General features: G+C 33.6%; 23 protein-coding genes. 16 read left to right on the top strand and 7 right to left on the bottom strand.

Annotation, left to right across the window (positions count from 1 at the left end; translation table 11 throughout):
- Positions 1-31: 31 nt before the first annotated feature.
- From H277_RS0117405 to H277_RS0117335, 13 genes are all read left to right on the top strand, one after another.
- Complete coding sequence (locus H277_RS0117405) at positions 32-1,309, top strand: radical SAM/SPASM domain-containing protein (protein ID WP_169337525.1); 1,278 nt, start codon at positions 32-34, stop codon at positions 1,307-1,309.
- 4 nt (positions 1,310-1,313) lie between these two features.
- Entirely contained in the window at positions 1,314-3,455 is a 2,142-nt protein-coding gene (locus H277_RS0117400) for a peptidase domain-containing ABC transporter (RefSeq protein ID WP_051094556.1), read from the top strand.
- A gap of 133 nt (positions 3,456-3,588) precedes the next feature.
- A complete protein-coding gene (locus H277_RS0117395; RefSeq protein WP_019976905.1) occupies positions 3,589-4,845 on the top strand; it encodes an aminotransferase class I/II-fold pyridoxal phosphate-dependent enzyme in 1,257 nt (418 codons plus the stop codon).
- 32 nt (positions 4,846-4,877) lie between these two features.
- A complete protein-coding gene (locus H277_RS0117390) occupies positions 4,878-5,585 on the top strand; it encodes a TetR/AcrR family transcriptional regulator (RefSeq protein WP_019976904.1) in 708 nt (235 codons plus the stop codon).
- A 651-nt stretch (positions 5,586-6,236) separates the two neighbouring features.
- Positions 6,237-6,635 carry a single-stranded DNA-binding protein gene (locus H277_RS0117380; RefSeq protein WP_019976902.1) on the top strand — a complete coding sequence of 133 codons (399 nt, stop codon included), beginning with the start codon at positions 6,237-6,239 and terminating at the stop codon, positions 6,633-6,635.
- A gap of 320 nt (positions 6,636-6,955) precedes the next feature.
- Positions 6,956-7,246, top strand: a complete 291-nt coding sequence (locus H277_RS0117370; RefSeq protein WP_019976900.1) for a hypothetical protein — start codon at positions 6,956-6,958, stop codon at positions 7,244-7,246.
- Positions 7,247-7,296: 50 nt separating this feature from the next.
- A complete protein-coding gene (locus H277_RS0117365) occupies positions 7,297-7,503 on the top strand; it encodes a hypothetical protein (RefSeq protein ID WP_019976899.1) in 207 nt (68 codons plus the stop codon).
- 11 nt (positions 7,504-7,514) lie between these two features.
- Entirely contained in the window at positions 7,515-7,700 is a 186-nt protein-coding gene (locus H277_RS20240) for a hypothetical protein (RefSeq protein WP_026357706.1), read from the top strand.
- A 20-nt stretch (positions 7,701-7,720) separates the two neighbouring features.
- Positions 7,721-8,350, top strand: a complete 630-nt coding sequence (locus H277_RS0117355; protein WP_019976897.1) for a hypothetical protein — start codon at positions 7,721-7,723, stop codon at positions 8,348-8,350.
- An 18-nt stretch (positions 8,351-8,368) separates the two neighbouring features.
- Entirely contained in the window at positions 8,369-8,587 is a 219-nt protein-coding gene (locus tag H277_RS0117350) for a PRTRC system protein C (protein WP_019976896.1), read from the top strand.
- Between the two features lie 17 nt (positions 8,588-8,604).
- On the top strand, positions 8,605-9,777 hold the full coding sequence (locus tag H277_RS0117345) for a hypothetical protein (protein WP_019976895.1): 1,173 nt from the start codon (positions 8,605-8,607) through the stop codon (positions 9,775-9,777).
- Positions 9,774-10,487, top strand: a complete 714-nt coding sequence (locus H277_RS0117340; RefSeq protein WP_019976894.1) for a PRTRC system protein B — start codon at positions 9,774-9,776, stop codon at positions 10,485-10,487. The genes H277_RS0117345 and H277_RS0117340 overlap by 4 nt, the downstream gene beginning before the upstream one ends.
- Positions 10,488-10,495: 8 nt before the next feature.
- Positions 10,496-11,302, top strand: coding sequence for a PRTRC system ThiF family protein (locus H277_RS0117335; RefSeq protein ID WP_026357705.1), 807 nt, complete (start codon positions 10,496-10,498; stop codon positions 11,300-11,302).
- Between the two features lie 185 nt (positions 11,303-11,487).
- Here H277_RS0117335 and H277_RS0117330 read toward each other — a convergent pair whose 3' ends face one another.
- Positions 11,488-12,027: a hypothetical protein gene (locus tag H277_RS0117330; RefSeq protein ID WP_019976892.1), complete on the bottom strand. Its 540-nt coding sequence runs from the start codon at positions 12,025-12,027 to the stop codon at positions 11,488-11,490.
- A 444-nt stretch (positions 12,028-12,471) separates the two neighbouring features.
- Between H277_RS0117330 and H277_RS0117320 the strand changes: the two genes are divergently transcribed.
- Positions 12,472-12,831 (top strand): DUF6876 family protein, encoded by a 360-nt coding sequence (locus H277_RS0117320; protein ID WP_019976890.1) that lies wholly within the window; start codon positions 12,472-12,474, stop codon positions 12,829-12,831.
- 498 nt (positions 12,832-13,329) lie between these two features.
- Here H277_RS0117320 and H277_RS0117315 read toward each other — a convergent pair whose 3' ends face one another.
- Entirely contained in the window at positions 13,330-14,070 is a 741-nt protein-coding gene (locus tag H277_RS0117315; protein ID WP_026357704.1) for a hypothetical protein, read from the bottom strand.
- Between the two features lie 733 nt (positions 14,071-14,803).
- Here H277_RS0117315 and H277_RS0117310 point away from each other — a divergent pair.
- Together H277_RS0117310 and H277_RS0117305 are read left to right on the top strand one after the other, a co-directional pair.
- On the top strand, positions 14,804-15,478 hold the full coding sequence (locus H277_RS0117310) for a DUF6904 family protein (RefSeq protein WP_019976888.1): 675 nt from the start codon (positions 14,804-14,806) through the stop codon (positions 15,476-15,478).
- Between the two features lie 28 nt (positions 15,479-15,506).
- Entirely contained in the window at positions 15,507-16,205 is a 699-nt protein-coding gene (locus H277_RS0117305; RefSeq protein WP_019976887.1) for a GNAT family N-acetyltransferase, read from the top strand.
- Positions 16,206-16,391: 186 nt separating this feature from the next.
- On the opposite strand, the gene H277_RS0117300 is transcribed toward H277_RS0117305, so the two are convergent.
- The 5 genes from H277_RS0117300 to H277_RS0117280 form a co-directional block, all read right to left on the bottom strand.
- Complete coding sequence (locus H277_RS0117300) at positions 16,392-16,856, bottom strand: PH domain-containing protein (protein WP_019976886.1); 465 nt, start codon at positions 16,854-16,856, stop codon at positions 16,392-16,394.
- Positions 16,857-17,009: 153 nt separating this feature from the next.
- Positions 17,010-17,705: a hypothetical protein gene (locus tag H277_RS0117295; RefSeq protein ID WP_019976885.1), complete on the bottom strand. Its 696-nt coding sequence runs from the start codon at positions 17,703-17,705 to the stop codon at positions 17,010-17,012.
- The gene (locus H277_RS0117290) at positions 17,702-17,956 is read right to left on the bottom strand and encodes a DUF3853 family protein (protein WP_019976884.1); all 255 of its coding nucleotides are present in this window, start codon (positions 17,954-17,956) and stop codon (positions 17,702-17,704) included. Before H277_RS0117290 ends, H277_RS0117295 begins: the two co-directional genes overlap by 4 nt.
- Before the next feature lie 7 nt (positions 17,957-17,963).
- Positions 17,964-20,000 (bottom strand): toprim domain-containing protein, encoded by a 2,037-nt coding sequence (locus H277_RS0117285; protein ID WP_019976883.1) that lies wholly within the window; start codon positions 19,998-20,000, stop codon positions 17,964-17,966.
- Positions 19,963-20,319, bottom strand: coding sequence for a helix-turn-helix domain-containing protein (locus H277_RS0117280; RefSeq protein ID WP_019976882.1), 357 nt, complete (start codon positions 20,317-20,319; stop codon positions 19,963-19,965). Before H277_RS0117280 ends, H277_RS0117285 begins: the two co-directional genes overlap by 38 nt.
- Between the last annotated feature and the right edge of the window lie 184 nt (positions 20,320-20,503).

Genomic DNA, 20,503 nt, shown 5'->3' with positions numbered 1-20,503 from the left:
AATATTCTCTACAAGAACAGCTACTTCAATTATGATAGACGAGCGCATATATGAAAAACTTATTGTCAATCAGTTCAGTGAAGTTGAACCGGAACTATTGCGTACACTCGAGGAAAAAGAATTTATTATACCAAACGAGCAAAACGAGTTTGATTTTGTTACGTCCTTAAACAAAGAGATGAGGGCAAAATCCAATTTTCTTTCAATGACTATACAACCCTCTGCAAACTGCCAGCTCGGCTGTCACTATTGCGGTCAAAATCACACAAAGGATTATGCTACAGACGAAGTAATTAATAAATACGAGGAAAGGATACAGTTTTTACTAAATCAAAAAGAGGGTTTGTATGAAGGTTTGGCAGTTACATGGTATGGAGGTGAACCGCTAACAGGCTATTCTTCCATTAAAAAAACATCGCAACGACTGATTGAACTTTGTGAATCAAAAAATATGGGATACATTTCCGATATGATAACTAACGGATTAAGCCTAAAACCAAAATTGTTCAAAGATTTGGTAGAAGTTTGCCGTGTAACCAATTATCAGATAACCCTGGACGGTACCGCTGAAAGTCACGATCAAAGACGGTTTACTAAAACAGGCGAACCTACTTTTGATATTATTATGAACAATATTGTTGAAGTGGTTAAAACCGATACATATGATAAGCATAATTGTAGAATCAGTATTCGGGTTAATATTGATAAGACGAATTATCAGTTTGTCGATGGTCTTATTGAACAAATAAAAGACTGTGGTATATCTCATAAAGTTTCTGTTTATTTTGCACCAATAGTAGATTTTGGCGGTAATGATGCTGGTAAGGATGGACTCGATAAAAACTTCTTTGCCCAATTAGAAATAGACTGGTTATTTAAATGTTACGAATATAACATCTCTGTGGAAATACTGCCTACAAGAAAATTTTCGGTTTGTATGGTGGATATGGAAGACAGTGAGGTTTGGGATGCCTTTGGAAATATTTATGCCTGTTGGGAATTTCCGTACTCCGACACCTATAAAGCCGGCGACAGCCTTATTGGAAACCTGTTCAAACCTGCTGAAACCTATAATAAAAATGCAACACTGCGAGATTGGGATAATACGTTAGAGTCTGGTTCTACCTGGTGTAAAACCTGTAACCATCTACCTGTCTGCGGAGGAGGCTGCCCAAAATCCTGGTTTGAAGGTACGCCGGCCTGTCCTAGTTTTAAATTCAATTATAAGGACAAGCTGTTATTGGATTATTATATAAAAAAGCGAAGAAAGGATTTTGAAAAAGAAAATAAAGTTAGTCTATCAACTTGATGAAATGGATTGTGGCCCTTCGTGCCTTACGATGATTTCAAACCATTTTGGTAAAAAATATGACCTTTCGTACATACGAGAGAAATGTTACCTGACAAGAAATGGCGTGAGTTTATTAGGGATATCGCAATGTGCGGAGGAACTTGGTTTTAACAGTACAGCACTGAAGCTAACTTTTCAAGGTTTATTCGAAATCTCTCTTCCTTGTATATTACATTGGAATCAAGCCCATTTCGTTGTACTGTATAAAATTCAACAAAGGTTCGGAAAGAATTTCTTTTATGTTGCAGACCCGGCACATGGTTATATTAAACTTAATGAAAAAGATTTTCTTAGCAACTGGAATACTTCAGGTATTAATAAAGGAGTATGTTTGGTTCTCCAGCCTACTCCTTTATTTTATGAAAATACAATCCCTGAGCACCGGAATGATTACAGGTTTCTTCTGAACTATTTAAAACCTTTCAGACCGGATATTTTAAAAATATTCGCAGGACTGATTATAGGAAGTTGTATTACCTTAGTACTTCCTTTTCTAACACAATATATGGTAGATGCTGGAATTCAGAACAAAGACCTTGGAATTCTCCAATTGATTGTTATTTTCCAGATTACCTTATTTATAGGAAGTACGGTTATTGAAATCTTCAGAAACAGGTTTTTTCTGCATATCGGAACACGTATAAACATCAATATTCTTTCCGATTTTTTATCTAAGCTCATGGTTATGCCTCTAAAATATTTTGATTCGAAAAGAACAGGTGATTTAATCCAGAGGATTGAAGATCATAAACGAATTGAAGTATTTATTACATCAAATGCCCTGCTGACCGTCTTTTCGCTGGTAACATTTTCAGTTTTCTTCTTAGTTCTTGCGTATTATGACCTTTTTATTTTACTTGTGTACCTGATACTTACAGTAATTTCTGTTGGATGGGCACTTTTCTTTCAGCGGCAGCGAAAGATACTGGATTACAAAAGATTTGATTTGCAAGCTAAAGATCAATCCAATACATATGAACTTATTAATGGTATTGAAGAAATACAGTTAAATAGCTTTGAAGAATACAAAAAAAATAAATGGAAGGAAATTCAGGAGCACCTTTATACAACTAATCTTAAAGTCTTGAATGTTGACCAGTTTCAACTTAACGGTTTTAACCTGATAAATAACTTAAAAAACATTATAGTAACGTTTATTGTAGCCAAAAGTGTTATTAGCGGCGCTCTTTCTTTAGGGAATATGCTGAGCATCTCATATATTATAGGTCAGATGAATTCTCCTATAAATCAACTGATTTCTTTTTTCAGAACTGCTCTTGATGCAAGACTCAGTTTTAATCGTTTAAACGAAATACACAATAAAGACTTGTCAAATACAACTGGGCTTGCCTGCGATTTTAATAATGCTCCCATAATGCTATCTGATATAAGTTTCCAGTACGAAGGCCCCAGATCACCTTATGTTTTAAAAAATATTGATTTAACAATTCAAAATGGAAAAATAACGGCAATTGTAGGTCAAAGTGGTAGTGGAAAAACAACCTTGATGAAACTTCTTCTAAAATACTACGAACCTGTTGAAGGTGGTATTACAATTAATAATACCCCGTTTGAGAGATATAGTTTTGATAGTTGGCGAAAAAAATATGGTGTGGTTTCACAGGAAGGGTTTATTTTTTCTGATACAATCGAACGAAATATTGCAACAGGAGATCTGAATATAGATTGGAAAAAATTAGAATATGCTGCTAAGATGGCAAATATCCATATGTTTATTGCGGGGCTTCCTTTAGGATATAGTACAAAAATAGGTGAAGCAGGTATAGGTATTTCGGGAGGACAAAAGCAAAGAATTTTGATTGCACGAGCAGTCTACAAAAACCCGGAATATTTGTTTTTTGACGAAGCCACTTCGGCTTTGGACGCAGAAAATGAAAAAATTATTCATGATAATTTACAATCCTTTTTTAAAGGAAAAACAGTAGTGATTATAGCGCACCGTTTGAGTACTGTTAAAAATGCCGATCAGATTATAGTGCTTAAACATGGGAAAGTTGTCGAACAAGGCAATCATGAAAAATTAGTATCAATTAAAAGCGAATATTACAATTTAGTGAAAAACCAATTGGAGCTTGGTAATTAATATCACCTGATTTACATCTCCTCAATTTCATTCTTTTTTAATATTTAATCTCAAAATATTAAGCGAACTACTTAACTATTTTAACACTATCAGTTATGGTATCGCGTATACACACAATTTAAAATTACCTACTATGAAATTCGATTACACAAAAACAAGTACAAAAGATTTTGAAGACATTCAAGGAATGAATATTTTTCAAAGAGCAGAAGCCTTTCAAGGCTATCTTGACTATTTAGATAATAATGGATTTCTGAATTATCTTTTAAAAGCTGATTCAGGTTGTAATTCGGAAGTAGAACTTGCCGAAACGAAACATATCAAAAACGGTTCGTATATCAGTTTTGTTTGTAATGACTATTTAGGCTTTACTCAACATCCAAAAATTAAAGAAGTTGTTAAGTCGGCGATTGATCAATTTGGAACCGGTGCCGGGGCTTCTCCATTAATCGGCGGCTATTTTGATTACCATAAACAAGTTGAAGATAAAATTTCGAAATTTTTCAAAAAACCTGAAGGTTCAACCATTATTTATACTACAGGTTATACAGCAAACAGTGCTTCTTTACTTGGTTTATTAAAAAAACAAGATATTGCGATTGTAGATATGGCAGTTCATGCCAGCATATATGAAGGCCTTACAGGGACAAACTCAAAACGTTTCCTCCATAATGATACCGAATCTTTGGAGCGTATTTTATCAAGATCTCAAGATGAATATCAAACAAAAATAGTTATTATTGATGGAGTTTATTCACAAGACGGAGATATTGCTAAATTAAAAGAAATCATTGAGATAACACATCACTATGGAGGGTTAATTCTAGTTGATGACGCACATGGAATTGGCGTACTTGGAAAAACAGGTCGTGGAGCGATGGAGCTTTTCAATGTATTGGATAAAGTGGATATTATAACCGGGACTTTTAGTAAAACATTCGGAAATGTAGGAGGTTATTTGGTTGCAGATCCAAGCATTGTTACCTATTTAAAATATCAATCAAGACAATACGCTTTTTCCGCATCTGCGCCCGCTACAGTTTTAGGAGTCGCTAAAGCGATTGATCTTATAGATGAAGAACCGCATTGGCAAAAACAATTATGGGATAACATTAACTACTTTAAACAAGGATTACAAAACATTGGTTTAACTATTGGAGCGACAGAATCGGCTATTATTCCTGTAAAAATTGGAGATACGTATAAAAATTCTGAAACGGCAAAACTTTTACTTGAAAATGGTATCTACACAAATCCTATTATGTATCCTGCGGTAAGTCTTAAAGATTCCCGAATTCGGATGAGCCTGATGGCAACCCATACAAAAGACCAATTAGACAAAGCCTTAAATGTATTTGATTATATTAGCAAAAAGTTAGAACTTGCGTAAGTATATGTAGAATATTCGAAACAAATAATAAAATGGTTCAAGACAATACTATTAATTCAAGTGATTCAGGCAAACCCAAGAGAAAACCCAGAAAGCCATCACAAGGCCCTTTAAGAGATAAAGAAAGAACAATGGCACGAATGGTTGCTTCTGTTGGAAAGGTGATTCAAAAAAAAGGATATGCCGGACTTACAGCACCTAATATAGCCCTTGCAGCAGGAGTGAATAAGCAATTGGTTTGGACATATTTTGGAGGAGTAGATAACCTGGTTGAAGAATATATAATGCAAAAAGATTTTTGGAAATCAGGAGCTAAACCAATGATGCAAAGAATATTTTCAAATGCAGAAAACGCCGGTGCAAGTGAAACAAATGATGTATTGCAAGCTCAGCTTGAAATCATTTTAAAAGATAAAATTTGGCAAAAAATTATTCATTGGGAACTTGGAGAAAACAAGAAAATGTTACGAGTTCTTGCGGATAAAAGAGAAGAAACGGGAGAGCAATTATTGAGTTTAATCGATCATTATTTTGAACATACCGATGTAAATATAAGAGCGAGATTGGCATTGTTAATTGGAGGAATTTATTATCTGTCAATCCACTCAAAATCGAATGGTAGTAAGGTGTGTGGAATCGACATTAATGAAGATAAAGGTCTTTTAGAAATAGAGAAAGCGATAAAAGGGATTATATACGAGTCTTTTGAAAAAGCCAAAACACAGAAAACGCTCAAATAATTTTATGCTGTAATAATAGTCAACCATTTTCTAATAAATAGCAACATAGCAGATCGATTATTTTAAATCTTTCTGCTATGTTCATTTTAACAAAATATGGATGTAATCAATATCCATTAAACTTTCCAAAAACGTCTTGATAAATTCCGTTTTTTTCAATGAAATTACTTTTATTTTTTCTGAATGAAAAACTTCTGGAAATTGCTTTCCAACTACGGTTTTGTTTTTTTACTGTTGCAAATGTAGGACAGCCTCATTCACTCAAAAAAATCTTTTTGGGTTTCTAAAAAAATTCTCTCCACTTTGTTCCAATAATTTTTTCGGACACTCCTAAATCCTTCGGACAAAAAGATTTCAAGCCCGATTCGGAATTCTGTTTTTTCTAAACGGAATCGAATCGGGTTTTGTATGCCTGATACTTTCCTATGGTCATCGGCAAAGAAAAAAGCCTGAACCTCAGTTATACGAATCAATTCTATTACAAACGTTCTTTGACATCAATGAAAAAATAAAAGTAAAAACAACAAAAAATATTGTTTTTCTCATTAAGAGAAAAATTAAAAAAGAAAAGCCGAGTGTCCTCGAAACCGAATCAATTCACTCGAAAATTAGATAACAAAATAAATGACTAACCATTTTAAACAAAAGAGTATGAGTACAATTATTGGCAGAATTACAAGAGATGCAGAAATCAGAACAATTGCAAACGACAAACAAGTCGTAAATTTTTCAGTAGCTATTAATGAAAGCTACAAAGACAGGCAAGGTGGACGAAAAGAGTTAACCACTTATTATAATTGCTCTTATTGGATAAATTCAAAAATAGCTGAGTTTCTTACCAAAGGTACTTTGGTAGAATTATCGGGAAGAATAAGCAGTAATGCTTGGATAGACCAATCTGGCGAACTTAAATCAGGATTGAACTTCCATACGTCAAAAATCAAACTGCATGGAAGCAGTCATAAAAGAACCGAAACTATAAAGGTTACTGCACATGGTGGGAATAACAGCATAGCAGAACAAGAAACCGAAGACGATTTACCATTTTAAACTTTAATCCAAAGGCTGTTTTCCTTTGAAGAAGCCTTTTATAATAAAATTATGGAAACACAAGCACAATTTAATTTTCAAGTCAAGAGCCGAAAAGATACAAGGGAATGGGAGAATACACCAGTCTATTATAAAACTTATTGTGATAGAACCACTGCAATACGCTATGCAAGAAGAATTTCCAAGATATTCAAGTCGGAAATCCGAATGACAGAGGGAACAAATCCTTTCAAAACGAGTGGAACTTATATAAGTGAATCTAATTAATCACAGGTTACCGTCTTAATCGGTGGTAGCCATCAAAAATAAATCATTACGAAATGAAAAAGACAACAGTATTAAGCGAACACATGCAAGATAGCTTATTAGAACACATGAGAATAAGAGTGGCAATCAAAAGATGCAATTTCGGGATTAAGTTGGCGAAGAAATATTTTAAAGACTTTGAAATGACCAAGTTTGAGCTTTACCGAGAATATGCACAAGACATTCTAAGACCTTATTACAATGAACTTTTGGCAGAGGAATATTTAATCGAAAAGTATAAACATCTGTATCGTGAGGATTTCTGCAAATCAAAATTAATTGCCGAAAAGATACTAAATATTTAATCAAGGGCTATCGCCTTAAATGGTGGTAGCCTACTATAAAAACAACTGATATGAAAGCAAAAACAATAGAGGAAGCGAAAAGTCTGGCTAAAGGCAAGAGCCTTGAAACACAATACAAAGATGAAGCTATTCACATCATCTATTGTAACCGAACTAAATTATACTATGTAGACACGAATAGTTTCATACGGAATTGGGAACGGCTTATAGGCTATTATGAAAATGGTGTTTACACCGCTGAGAAATTACCATTTTAACACAGATAGCTATGAAAATAATGGATTTAAACGGTTGCCCAATCGAAGTAATTGACCTAAAAGAAGCAATCAAAATTGCCAAACGCAATACAGGATATAGCCATGAGAACAAAAGTTTTTCGGAGTTCGACAAAAGACAGAATGCTTATTGGACGGATATGTACGAGAAACTGACAGCAATTAAAGAACAAGAATAACTCATTAAAATTTCAGAACAATGAACACTAATTTTTTTAATCAGATAGCACAGTTGGATTTTACGGGAGTATTGCGACTAAACATTTCCAAAGGAGCAGAAAATAATCTAATCGTATCGGTATTGCTCAACAATGAGCAATGTGGAGATAAGGCAAAAAACGGTATTCCACCATTGACATTTAACGCCACACCACAGGAATTTGACGAGGGATTTTTTGAGCAGATAAAAGCACCTATCAAAACCGTTTCGGGTGTAATGGTGGATATGGAAAAATTTCTGAAACAAGTCGAAGAAACCAAAAAGCATTCTGCAATGGAAAAGGGTAAAACCGATAAGCAGAAAAAGGATCAGGAAACCAAAGACAAAAAATTTGCGGAAGCCATGAAAAAAGCGGACGAACTCGAAAAATCAGGAGAATATAGAAAAGCTTGGTCGGCTGTACCTGAACCTGCCTATTATCCCGAACATGCGGAAATATTGCGAAAACGCAGGTCAGCACTTTCCGCAAAATTTGAACCCAACCTATTCGGTACAATGGAACATGAAACAACGCCAAATCCATCCGAACCGAATAAAGAAGCACTTTATCCCCAGTACCCCGAAAGCGAAGACGAGGATGTGTATTACGAGAATGAACAAGAGTATTAACAGCCAAATCAGAATAGTATGTTATTAGCAACGCAATTAGAGAGAGTATTTATACTCAAAGATAAAGGACAGGACATTAGACTGACCGACCCCGAACCACGTTGGAGTGTGGAAGCCGTACTGAATTTCTACGCCAATATGTACCCGATACTCACAACGGCAAAAATTTCTGCACCACAAATCAAAGACGATACAGTACAGTATCAATTTGAAAGTGTGATGGGAACAAAAGGATAAATCAAAATTGTAAAACGATGAACTATGCAACGCAACATCATATCGGGGATTATCAGATTGCCCGAACAGCCACGACAACAACAGCTACACCGCCAGTTAAACGAGTTCGCAAATTGGATGCAAAAGCCAAAAGATACAAACGAAGTGCAGAAAGACAAGCAGAAATCCGTACCGATAGCCATGTTACCGATGGTTTTCTAAAGTGTACCTTTCTGCCTAAACTGAAAATAGAGCAATCTGTACAGGCTTGTCAGCAATCCACAAAAATGGAGAGAGATTTTTATACGTCCCTTTTCAAAGTTGCCAAAAGTTATAGCATTGAGCCAATGTGTACACAGGCATTTAATTATCCCTATAATGTAGCTTTAGCAATGTGTAATATGCAAACAAAACTAAAACGTACAGTGAAGAATTGGGATAATCTGTATTTGGCAAAAAGCAGAAGAAAAACATTTTTGGCGAAAAAGGAAGTCTACGATACATATGCCACGCTGTATTACATTCCTGTTATTCCTCTTTTTCAAATGCTTGCATATCCAAAGAAAAAAAAGAATGCACACTTATTGCTATCGGTTTTCAGCTACCTGTACCGTATAGCTGATATACCTTATTACAGACAGGAAGAAAGTTATCTGTATTGGCACTATGAAACGCACAATGATTGGATAGAGCAGGAAGATGACGAGGACACGGAGAACTGCAAAAGCGAGTTAAGAAAATCGGAGCAAGTTGGTGACAAGATGTTACGAAAGATTAGCAATCCTGTCAATTTAAAAATCTTTGAACAACGTCTGCGCCAATTTAAACCTCGTGATACGTTTGACCACGAATGTTGGCGTATAGCCTGTAATGCTTTTGCCCTTTATACGGAATATCCGACAGCGCGTATTTTCAGAAATGAGCCAATCCGTGAAACAGATCCTTATAATGACTTGTACGACAGCGAAACTATCCGTATGGAAAAATACATCTCTTTTTGTGCAGATACCGAAGGGTGGCTATACGACAGCATGAAAGACTGTATTAACAACGAGTTTAACGAGTGCGGAGCAATAGATGAACCTACCATTTATAAAGCCATTGATGGAAGCAGGATAGCAGGCAACGATTTTGATTTTGAAAAACGGTTATTTGTCTTGTTAGACGAATTATGCAGTTTACTATATGAATTTAAAGAAGAATTAAAATGAGCAATGTAAAGAACATAACTAAAGATTTTGGCGTATTGTACCATCCAGTATCCGCTTTGGTTTTTTACCAAAATAAAGACGAGAATACAACTAATATGTACGTGGAGCATTTTGATATGGATACTAACGGAAACCCTGTAAATGCCCACCCGTTGACTGTACAGGAAGCCAATGCATTGGCGAAGTCGTTACATACAGCGGACAGGGCATTTTTACAACCTAACGGTATTTTACCGATCAGCATTCTGCATATCAATTCGGGCAACGGTACCGTGATATGGTACACAACAGCACAGCAAAGACAATTGTATTTTGTGGATAGTCTGCAAATTCCCAACGGAAAAGCACAAGTACCGCCCATGCTTTGGAAAGCAACTAAGAATAGTTTGAGCGTATTTGCTATGACAACTGACAGGCGACCGACCGAAAACAGCGAATTGTATCATGCTCCTTTTTTCAATATGTACGAAGACGGCAAGGTCTGTATGGGAACGGTAGATGTAAACATCAAAAATTCCGCTTCGGTGGAAGAATTTACACAAGCATGGGAAACCTATTTTTTTAACAGCTATTTCAGTCATTTGTTGGGAAATCATAATCCGATAAAAGGCAATTGTGTAACCCTTTGGAAAAAGCTGATACAGACAGATGAAGCCTTTCCAAAGGAAGTGTTAAAACCGAATAACAAAACCCTTAAAAATCTATTGTGATGGAAACAATGAATACAGAAAAAGCAAAAGTCCATTTTACGGACAATTACCTGATTAGTCCGACCAACCCGATTACGGTAAACCTTATCGGTGCTGGTGGCACAGGCTCAAAGGTTTTGACAGCTTTAATGGAAATGAACCACAGCTTAATTGAATTGGGACACGCAGGCTTGCAGGTTCGTTTGTGGGACGATGATGTTATTACTACCGCCAATTTGGGCAGACAGCGATTTGCTCCAAGTGAAATAGGCTTGTACAAATCCGTTGCCTTGATAAACCGTGTCAACCGTTTTATGGGAACAAACTGGAAAGCCGAAACCCAAAAGTTTGGACGCAATGCGTTGGGAGAACTTCCCGAAAACGCAAAAGCAACCATTTATATTACCTGTGTGGACAGTGTACAGGCGCGGTTTGACATTGCCGAAATGCTTATAGCGATGGGCAAACACCTACACAACAGGGATGAACCCAAATATTGGCTCGATTACGGAAACAGTCAACACACAGGGCAAGTGCTACTATCTACAATAGGAACTATCAAACAACCCAATTCCGAAAAGTACGAAACGGTGGCAAGCCTGCCATTTGTTACCGAAGAATTTGGGGATTTGCTGAAGCAATCCGAAGAGCTGGACAATAGCCCAAGTTGTTCACTTGCCGAAGCATTGGAAAAACAGGATTTATTTATCAATTCTTCTATTACACAGATGGGTTGTTCACTATTATGGAACTTATTCCGCAATGGAATGACCCAATACAGAGGATTTTTTCACAATCTGAAAGGTTTCCGTACCCAACCCATAAAAGTCGCCTGATAAAAAATCGGGCGGCAAAAATGCAATTCCTTCCTTTGGTCGTAAACGCATTTTTGCATTTTTAAACGGATGCAACAGTATTTCTAAAAACATTTCGATCCTTTGACAAGGAATGTTTTGGAAAAGAAGTTGCGAAGTAAATGAGTTGATTTTATAAATCAATGTCTAAAGTGAATCATTAAAGATTAATTCCAAAGAACTTTTAAGTCCCTGAATTCTAAATCTGCTCTTTTCTTCTCGAATAAATTTCTTTCAGGTTGTGATGTAGTTCTGAATCTGAATATTTTAATATATAAAGGTTCTCCTTCTATCTCTTTAAATGAAAAAGTTAATTTGAGAGGTACATCTAATGCTAATTCAGGGTATGTTCTGCTCGATTTATAAAGATCAATTTTATATTCATTTCCCTCAATATCTACAATAACAATATCTTCAATAGTCATTTTTTTGTTCTCATCTTTTGCTTCAATAAGAAATGTAACAGTAATCTGTTTTTCAGCCTTATTACCAGTTATTTTCGTTATTTTGAATACGGAATTCTCTTTTTCTACTTCAACACTGGGATGATTAATGTCAAGAACTTTTTTCAGATAATCATTTTCCGAAATCAAAGTTTTGTTTGCTGATTGTAAATTTTCGTTTTCTTTTTTTAGCGTATCGCAATTCGTCTGGCTATATCCTAATGATACAATTGATAATGCTGATAAAAGTAAAATTTTCTTCATGGTATTTTTATTGGTTAAGAATCTAAATGTACAAATAAAGATAATCATTTGTGTGTTTTTGATTTTATCACCCGGCATTACCACTTTTTTTTAATAGCTGCGCGGTAGCGCCGTTTTCAGTTTGCAAAATTATAAATCTCGTTTTTGCACAAAAAAATCTTTTTGGGTTTCTATAAAAAATGACCTCCACTTTGTTCCAATAATTTTTTCAGACACTCCTAAATCCTGTGGACAAAAAGATTTCCCAGCCTTCATTCCATGCTTCCATTACGGTATTGTTCAAAATCGAAATTTCTATCGTCAAAAAGCAATGAAAAACGACACACCGTTCAGATAAAAAAGTAAAGCGTTCATTGACATTTCTGAAAAATAATTCAAAAACAAGAACAAGCGAATGGTGTTCATCGTAGAAAACAATTATTAACAATTAAAAATTTTCGAATTATGAAAAATCCAAGTATTTCAGCAAATGAATTTTATAACGAATTTTTAGGAACAGAATCTTACTATCCCTATATGTTCGGAATCATTTTAACAGATGGAGTGAAAACCATTGCCGATGAAGAAAAATGTTATTGGTTCATGGACTGCATAACTTCTTATCAATTTGAAACAAAGTTTAAAAAAGAAGAATTCCAGGTATGGAAAATAGAAAGGGTAAAAGATACCAAATTCAAACTTTCTGCAACAGATGGAAATAACAATATTCTAATAATTCAAAATATTGAATTTTCTGATTTCTTCTTCAGTGAATTTACAATTTGGAAAGAAGGGAATGTATTATTGCTTCCAAGTGAACATTAATACTTACAGAAACCTCACAATGTATAGTTATAAAGCGATAGGAAATTATTTTCTATCGCTTTTTTTAAATCTTTTCTAAATAAGCATTCTTTCTATCGAACGCCAAAAATGTAATTCCTTCCTATGGTCGGAAACACATTTTCGCAGGTTAAAGTGGTGCAACCACTTTGTCAAAATGCTCCACTCCACACACTCCACTCCACATTTTACCAAACAGGTTGCGAGGTTTTTTGCAGGATAAGTGTATCCAGATTTGTGGTTTCATTTGCCATTTTCTTTCTACGAAATAGTTTCATTAGTTTATTAGTTTTCTTATCCACGGTATCTAATTAAAATATTCATGCAATTCTATTATATAAATAAACAGAATTGCATGGATATTTTCTACACTATCTTTGAATGGAAGATGTGTAGTGTTTGAATTAATGGATTGATATTTAAAATTTTAATACTTTAATTTAGCTAGTCTAAAACACAACTTTTAATAGTTGTAGCTTATTAGTTTGGTTGTTCTGTGTTTTCATTTATGCCTTTATAGACTTTATCATCTGAAGTATGCAATAAATAGTCTTCACCCGCAAATATTAAAAGAAATGAGTTCTCGTTATTCAACTTATAATCAAGTCTACTATTTCCCAATTTTAAAAGGACATCATTTATATTCAAATCAGAAAGTGTTGCAGGGTATTTCTGATTGTCAGTATAGTATTTTTCAATAGCTTTTACTAAAATTCTCATATTTTTACCATCCTCTTTACCTCTGGCATACCCACCTAAAGTTTCTTGTTTTTGTTCAACTGTTGAAGTATTAAGTAAGTTTTGTTTAATTTCTTGAAGTTTATAGTTTTTGTCATTAACAGCCTCAATTATTTTATAATGTCTTTCCCCATTTCCACAAGGATCGCTCCTTAAAGCTAGAAACGAAGCTTTTAAAGTCTCTTGAAGCCTTATTGTTTCATTGTCTAACTTATCTTTAAGTAGTTTTGCTTCAGTTTTGACACCTAAATTATCAACGCCGACAGTTACTTGTTCAATAACATTAACTGTGGCCTTTAAATTAACATCTAAGTTCTTTACTGCATCTTCATAATACTTCTTTGCACACTTTTCATTTTTAGGAAAGCTAACAGGTCTACCATCGGGACAGCTTGTCAATTTGTTTCCGCAAGAACAGCCTGTTAAAAAATAAAACCCTAAAATTCCAAGGGTGATGGTTGGAATGTTTTTAATCTGTCTCATATTTATTAATAGTTTGGTTTTAAGTTACAGGTAGCATTATCTCATTTCTAATAAAATGTTTCTTCTTTGTATTTTGTAAAAAGTTCTATAATATACGGAGTACAGTTATTGTACTAATATAGTTAATTATTTCTTAAAATAAAATATTTGAGAAATAATGAGGGGTGAATATTATATAATTTAAGACCTAGAAAGTAATAACCATTTCATTTGCATCGCTGGAGGATGTTGCAGTATTTGGCGGTTTATTAACCTTATAAATATACATAAAGCCGACCTATGATAGTTGGTTTTATGTATAGGTTTACTTAAAGTGCTTCGGTTAAATCGAAAACGCATTAATTTTTATTGAGATACAATAGGTTAAATCAATTGCTGATTTTACTTCGCGCGGTACATCCGGTACACGATAACCTGTGTCCAGAAAAGAAAGTAAGTGTTTTCATTGTGTTAATTTTTCGTTTTATAGTGTTCTTACAAACATATTATATTTTTCACTTTTCAGAGAACTAATTTTGTTAATATTTGATAGTAATATTAAATTTAACACATTGATACTAAACTAGTAGTTGCATATTTTTAAAAGTTGTAGTAGTTATTTGTTTTAATTGTTTGCTAGGAATAACAACTTACGTTTTATTGAAAATAGGCTGCTGATTTATATATTATTATAATTACAAATTCTGAGGAAAATTTTCTTTGCTTAAATTTGTTTAAAACAAAGCTATTTAAGATGATTTATGCCGTACCAACAAAAAAAGGATTAGGAGTCGAAATATGGGGAACTCATGATGATTTGGAATATTTATACGAAGTAATATCAAAATTCTGGAATAATGAATCTTTCTCCCACGTTAAAGGTTATGAGAACAAAAATAGTTTGATAAGCAGTTTTTCATACGAAATCCGAAAAGCATCTTATGGAAATAGATTAGTAAGAAAAAATAGTCATTATTCATTTGAAGAAATCCCTTATTTAGGTTTTAAAATCTCGTGGGTACATATTATTTTTTCTATTGCTACATTACGATATAATATGAGGATGGTTGAGAGTAATAAAGCTGAAATATCGATATTTTTACATCTCGAATATTGGATAGAACAAGCAATGGAGAGCTATGATTCTATTGGAGCAAAGAAGCTATTACCATACATTAATGATGCTATTAATGCTGGAAACGAATATTTGTATCAGTATATGAGAAATATTAATGCTTCATTTTTTGAAATGAAAGGTGGAAAGAACTCTTTCAGAAAATTAGCAGACTTGATGAGAGCTTCTATATATTTTTCAGATGAATATGATGAGCTTCTAAATTTTCTTCAATCAGAGGCAAAAAAGCATGGTTGTAACGTAGAAAACTTGGAACTTAATGATGATGATAAGATATATGAAATTGAATGGTAACTGGTTTAATCAAATTAATAGCTAAAAAATGACAAATGAATCTCTTCAAACTTTACTTTCAAAATTAAATGATAATGACAAAACAGTTGGTCTTATATATACTCGACCTCTAAGTGAGTATGTAGATTTTGCTAAAATCTGGTTAGATGAACCTAAAATGACCGACAGTGTAACTTCTTCAGATGGACCAGATACATTTTATTTAATAAAGAACACTGATAACAATTTTGTTGCAATTGTTTTTGATATGTTTAGAGATTTGCACTGGTATGTACTCTCAGGATGCAGGGGGAAAGGATATCTAACGGAAGCAATGCAACAAACCATTATTCCACATTTGTTTTTTAATAGAGATGAGCAAAGAATTACAATAAACGAAAATGAAATCGGAAAAGATAATTTTATCGCATCTGAAAAAGTTGCGCTAAGACTAGGTTTTATTAAGAGTGATAAGAATAGTGGTGAATACTTTCTTTCAAAAAACCTTTATACTTCTGAAAACTTTGATTCAGGCAAAGATTCAGAATTATCTTATGATAGAATGATTGAATTAAAAAATCACATTAATTACTTGGGTAGATCTTTATGGACAATTCATACTGAAATTGAAATGAAGTTTGGAAAAACTGATTATTCGGATGAAATAAAAGATTTAGTCTACGAAATTAGAAGTCACACTTGGAAATTAGAAGATTTTTACTGGGATCTTGAAAACAAGATAAAGTAATTGGGTAATTTCCAATTACTTTTTTATTTTGGACTCAAAATCTATCCGGAGATGTTTTTCCTTTTGCAGTTTAAAGCGGATATGACCACATTTCCATAATATTTCCGTTACTTCCCTTTAAAATGTTTTTGAAAAGAGATTGAAAAGTTGATTCAATTGAAATCTGTTACGGATGAAACAATAAATTTATTTTTTATAATTGAGTAAAATAGTTCTCAACTCCATCGGTTTTTCAATGAGATAGATGTTGGTTACATCTCCGGTAGTTACAACCAGCGTTCCAAAATTTAAAGTTTTTCCTAAAAGACTTTGATGCAGGTGCATTCCTTCTAATTTGCTTAATGAGAGGTCAGAAAGTGTTTTTCCTAATATTCCTGTAGAAAACGTTAGATGATGATCTGTGACATAAATTTTTGTACTTCTGAATCTTAAGAAACGAATTATCCCCCTGATAAAAAGATAAATAAGAAACAGATAAATAAGACCTATAAAACCAAGCATATATTTATACCCTAATAATAAAAATGCGAAAACTCCTATTGAACCAATTATTATAAAGAAAACAGGAACCACATAAGAAATCCAATGGATTTTGGCTTCGTAATTTACAGGGTCAGAAGTTGTATTTAAGTCTTTAAGCAGGTCTTTCATTATTTACAGAATGGTATTTGTAAATTTACTGAAATTTGGTGTAAAAGCCAAAGAATAAGGAAATAAAATAAAGAGAAAAACCAGTGTAATTCAAAGGTTCGTAAAAATTTTTCCAATCATTCAATAAAATCTTGTTTTCTCATGTATAGCCGATTATTCATCAACATTTGATTTCGGACGTCTGATAGTTTGCAGAACAATTTTTGATGAAATGGTGTTACTCGAGTTTAATTCACTTTGAAGAAAAGGTATAGCGTTTTTTATTGAAGATTTCCAGTTTGTTATCGATTTATTGTAACCATTTTTCCAGTCGTTTTTAATCCAACTATCATATTTTTCTATGATAAGAATTTCTAATTCAGGTATGTAGTTTTCCAATGTTTTTGCATATTCAGTAAACTCTTCTAAAGAAGGAATATTTCCAAAAACCGAAATAGGAACATCATTTTTAGAACTTTTCTCAGAATTTAATTCCAGGCTTTGTATAGTTTCCTTTTTAAGTAGTGATTTTTCTCTATTTTTTTTCTTTTTTGAAATGGCGTTTTTAGGTTTTTCAAAAGCAGATATGATGGGAGAATATTCCGTAATGATTTTATAATATCCAGGAAGTCCATTTTTTGGTTGATATTGAATCATCCCTAGAGTCATAAGCTTTTGACGCAAAGAAATAATAGTAGGTCTGGTAATTTTCAAACGTTCACAAATTTCAGTGTCCGAAAGATTAAAATCATTTTCTTTATTTTTCTCCCATATTTCCAACAAAAAAAGATAAAGGGCAACTGAAACAGCTCCCAATGGGTCTTTTTCGTTATAGTTCCAAAATTTTTTTATTAATCGCGAATAGTTCATTTTTTATGTGAAGCCAGAATCTGCAATACTTTTTCTTTATCAATAATGATAAGATTTCCGGTTTGAATGATGGCATCATCCAATATTCCGCTTGATTTTAATTCTGATGCTTTAGAACGTGAACAACCGAGTATTTTGGCTAAACCTTTCAATCCGTATTCATATTTCTTTTCGGAAGTATTGGATTGTTGTAATGACAGAAATTCTTCAACAGTTAATTGAAATAGAGGTTTTTTTAGATCGATATTCATATAGCTTCTATTTTTTTAGTTCATAATTATTTTGGGAATCTTTGACAATCAACTCTTTTTCACGCATAAATTTAATGTAGCTTTTAGCTGTTCTGTCTTTGACAGCCATTGCGCCTTGGAGCTTCTCACATAATCCGGCATAGGTATAACGCTTTTGTTGTGAAAATACATTTCGGGCAATGTTTGCAAGTTCCATTTCTTTGCGTTTTTCTTTTTCTTCTTTAGTTTTCTGCCCCAAAAAAACATGCATTCCCTTTTCTTTACTCCATGAAAACTGTATAAGAGGTACATCTAAAGGACTTCCATCCCTTACTTTTAATGCTTTAACAACAGATACTTCGGGATTATCATCTTTCTCAATCGATAAAATAGCTGCTGCTTTACGCTGTAATTCACTCCCGAGATGTCCACGAAGCTTTAATCCGTTGGGAGTGAAATGCAAAACTCCGACAATACAGGTTTTGTATATTCCTGCCATACGGTAGAGTTCGTCAATTAAAGCAACACTCTCGGCTTCATCATTGGCACAGCGTATCAAATCGGCAATTCCATCTATTACCACCATATGAATCCCCGAAAACTGATAGTAAAATTTATCCATACTCTGTAATATTGCTTGCATTCGTTCTTTTCTTGACATTCCGGCTAAACAGTATGCTTTGAAATATTTCGGCATATTTTCTCTTCCGGATCTTTTCAGAATGCCTGAAATATTTTTGTAAAGTTGAGTTTCGGACTGCTCAGTATCGTAAAGTAAAACAGCTTTGCCATCTGTATTGGGAAGGATGTTGGTTCCTAAAGTATCTATATAATCATCCTGTTGTAATGTTCCGGAAATAAGGCTTCCTACATAATTACTTTTTCCTGTACCTTCACCACCTGTTAGCCCCATTAGATTGCCTTGTGTTCCCAAAGGAACGTTATTAATGGAAATCAGTGTTTGAGATTCTATGGGAGGCTGTGTAAAGTCGATTTCACAAGGTTTCAATATTGCCATAGTTTCATTATATAATTGGTCTAAAAATTCAAGAAACAATTGATTAAAGTCATTTTTGGTATTTCCCATTCTGAAAAAATCTGAAACATCCTTTTCCTGTTTAGTGCCCGAAAGAGGAAGAACTAAACGATTTACTCCAAAACCGGATAATTGTTTCTGATGCTTGTGTGAAGCTTCTAAGCCTGTTTTATCTACATCGTACAAAATCAGAATGTGTTTAAAACGATAGGAGAGCTTTTTTATCAGGTTTTCGGATATCGAGCTGGTTTCACTGTTGAAACAAATGGCATAAAAACCTTTGGAAGCTAGGGATAGAACATCTTTTTCACCTCCGGTAATAAACAATGTGTTTCCTTTGGCGGGCAATTGTTCCAATCCGAAACAATAGGATTCAGGTATATTTCCGCCGTATAGAAATCGGATTTGTGAAAATGGACGGTAAATTTTCACATATTTTTTACCGAAATACCCAAACATAGGTTCTTCTATTGAAGATCGTATTGTAAAAGGTTTGGAATCTTTATTTTCACTTGTGAATTCATCCAATGAAATCACTTTGTATAATTTTAGAATTTCACGGGTAATACCATAAAGTTTCCAAAACTCAATTTCTTTTAATGTAAAGCTACGTTCAAATATAGAGTAAGGTTTAAAGATGTGTGATAGTTCTTTGGTGCAATTTTCATTTTTACTCTCTGTTTGTGCTCTTGGAGAGTATCTGTTTTGGGGTAAAGCAGAGCCGTTTTCCAACCCCAAATTCATGTCTACATTGATCTGTTTCAGAATTTCTGTAAAATCTTTGGCGCAATCCAAATTTTTAATTTTAGCCACAATTGAAAAACAATCTCCTGCATAACTGGAATCGCCAAAATCCTTCATGCGATACATACCACTTCGTCGGTCAAAATAAATGTTGCAGGATGCCTTTGTATCATCATAAAAAGGATTTTTGAAATTTCTACCTACACGCCAATCTACTGCAAGGTAATGTTTGAAAATATCCAGTCCATCATGGGTACATTTCAGTACTTTGTTTTTGTCTACCATTCTTTTGATGATTTTGAATCAGTTCTTGTAAGGATTCTTCACTCCGACGTATTAAGTTTTCCTTTAGCATTCGTCTAATTTCACTGATTTTGTAATAATTTTTTCCCCTTATACGGGAATAGTTGATTTTGTTTTCACTGCGTAATCTTTGCAGTGTGCGGTCACTAATCTTCAAAAAGGTACATACCTCATAGCTGTCCACCCAACTTTCATCCTCATTTTTGTCTGTGTTTTGCTGGGAAATAACATAATCGAAGATTGTATCCACTTTTGACATCAAGTCTTGATAAGCTTCTGATTCAATAGTGATTACTTCCATTATATTTGTTTTTATTCTTTATTAACAAAATTAAGTTTAATAAATAAATGATCTCTATTCTCAAATAGACAATACCAGACAAGAAATAGACAATAACAGTCAATCTTAAAATTTTATTTTAATTAGACGATTAGAGAAATAAAATAAAAATTCTGCATAATAATTTTATTCATTTTTCAGAAAA

The organism is Empedobacter brevis NBRC 14943 = ATCC 43319, from assembly GCF_000382425.1.
Classification (GTDB): domain Bacteria; phylum Bacteroidota; class Bacteroidia; order Flavobacteriales; family Weeksellaceae; genus Empedobacter; species Empedobacter brevis.
This window is presented reverse-complemented; position numbering and strand designations above follow the sequence as displayed.

Excerpts from the sequence above, each read along its gene's own strand:
- H277_RS0117350 (WP_019976896.1), top strand. The coding sequence starts at position 8,369 with ATGTTATTAGCAACGCAATTAGAGAGAGTATTTATACTCAAAGATAAA.
- H277_RS0117340 (WP_019976894.1), top strand. The coding sequence starts at position 9,774 with ATGAGCAATGTAAAGAACATAACTAAAGATTTTGGCGTATTGTACCAT.
- H277_RS0117320 (WP_019976890.1), top strand. The coding sequence starts at position 12,472 with ATGAAAAATCCAAGTATTTCAGCAAATGAATTTTATAACGAATTTTTA.
- H277_RS0117295 (WP_019976885.1), bottom strand. The coding sequence starts at position 17,705 with ATGAACTATTCGCGATTAATAAAAAAATTTTGGAACTATAACGAAAAA.
- H277_RS0117370 (WP_019976900.1), top strand. The coding sequence starts at position 6,956 with ATGAAAAAGACAACAGTATTAAGCGAACACATGCAAGATAGCTTATTA.
- H277_RS0117380 (WP_019976902.1), top strand. The coding sequence starts at position 6,237 with ATGAGTACAATTATTGGCAGAATTACAAGAGATGCAGAAATCAGAACA.
- H277_RS0117365 (WP_019976899.1), top strand. The coding sequence starts at position 7,297 with ATGAAAGCAAAAACAATAGAGGAAGCGAAAAGTCTGGCTAAAGGCAAG.
- H277_RS0117280 (WP_019976882.1), bottom strand. The coding sequence starts at position 20,319 with ATGGAAGTAATCACTATTGAATCAGAAGCTTATCAAGACTTGATGTCA.
- H277_RS0117305 (WP_019976887.1), top strand. The coding sequence starts at position 15,507 with ATGACAAATGAATCTCTTCAAACTTTACTTTCAAAATTAAATGATAAT.
- H277_RS0117310 (WP_019976888.1), top strand. The coding sequence starts at position 14,804 with ATGATTTATGCCGTACCAACAAAAAAAGGATTAGGAGTCGAAATATGG.
- H277_RS0117300 (WP_019976886.1), bottom strand. The coding sequence starts at position 16,856 with ATGAAAGACCTGCTTAAAGACTTAAATACAACTTCTGACCCTGTAAAT.
- H277_RS0117330 (WP_019976892.1), bottom strand. The coding sequence starts at position 12,027 with ATGAAGAAAATTTTACTTTTATCAGCATTATCAATTGTATCATTAGGA.
- H277_RS0117315 (WP_026357704.1), bottom strand. The coding sequence starts at position 14,070 with ATGAGACAGATTAAAAACATTCCAACCATCACCCTTGGAATTTTAGGG.
- H277_RS0117355 (WP_019976897.1), top strand. The coding sequence starts at position 7,721 with ATGAACACTAATTTTTTTAATCAGATAGCACAGTTGGATTTTACGGGA.
- H277_RS0117405 (WP_169337525.1), top strand. The coding sequence starts at position 32 with ATGATAGACGAGCGCATATATGAAAAACTTATTGTCAATCAGTTCAGT.
- H277_RS20240 (WP_026357706.1), top strand. The coding sequence starts at position 7,515 with ATGAAAATAATGGATTTAAACGGTTGCCCAATCGAAGTAATTGACCTA.
- H277_RS0117400 (WP_051094556.1), top strand. The coding sequence starts at position 1,314 with ATGGATTGTGGCCCTTCGTGCCTTACGATGATTTCAAACCATTTTGGT.
- H277_RS0117290 (WP_019976884.1), bottom strand. The coding sequence starts at position 17,956 with ATGAATATCGATCTAAAAAAACCTCTATTTCAATTAACTGTTGAAGAA.
- H277_RS0117395 (WP_019976905.1), top strand. The coding sequence starts at position 3,589 with ATGAAATTCGATTACACAAAAACAAGTACAAAAGATTTTGAAGACATT.
- H277_RS0117390 (WP_019976904.1), top strand. The coding sequence starts at position 4,878 with ATGGTTCAAGACAATACTATTAATTCAAGTGATTCAGGCAAACCCAAG.
- H277_RS0117345 (WP_019976895.1), top strand. The coding sequence starts at position 8,605 with ATGAACTATGCAACGCAACATCATATCGGGGATTATCAGATTGCCCGA.
- H277_RS0117285 (WP_019976883.1), bottom strand. The coding sequence starts at position 20,000 with ATGGTAGACAAAAACAAAGTACTGAAATGTACCCATGATGGACTGGAT.
- H277_RS0117335 (WP_026357705.1), top strand. The coding sequence starts at position 10,496 with ATGAATACAGAAAAAGCAAAAGTCCATTTTACGGACAATTACCTGATT.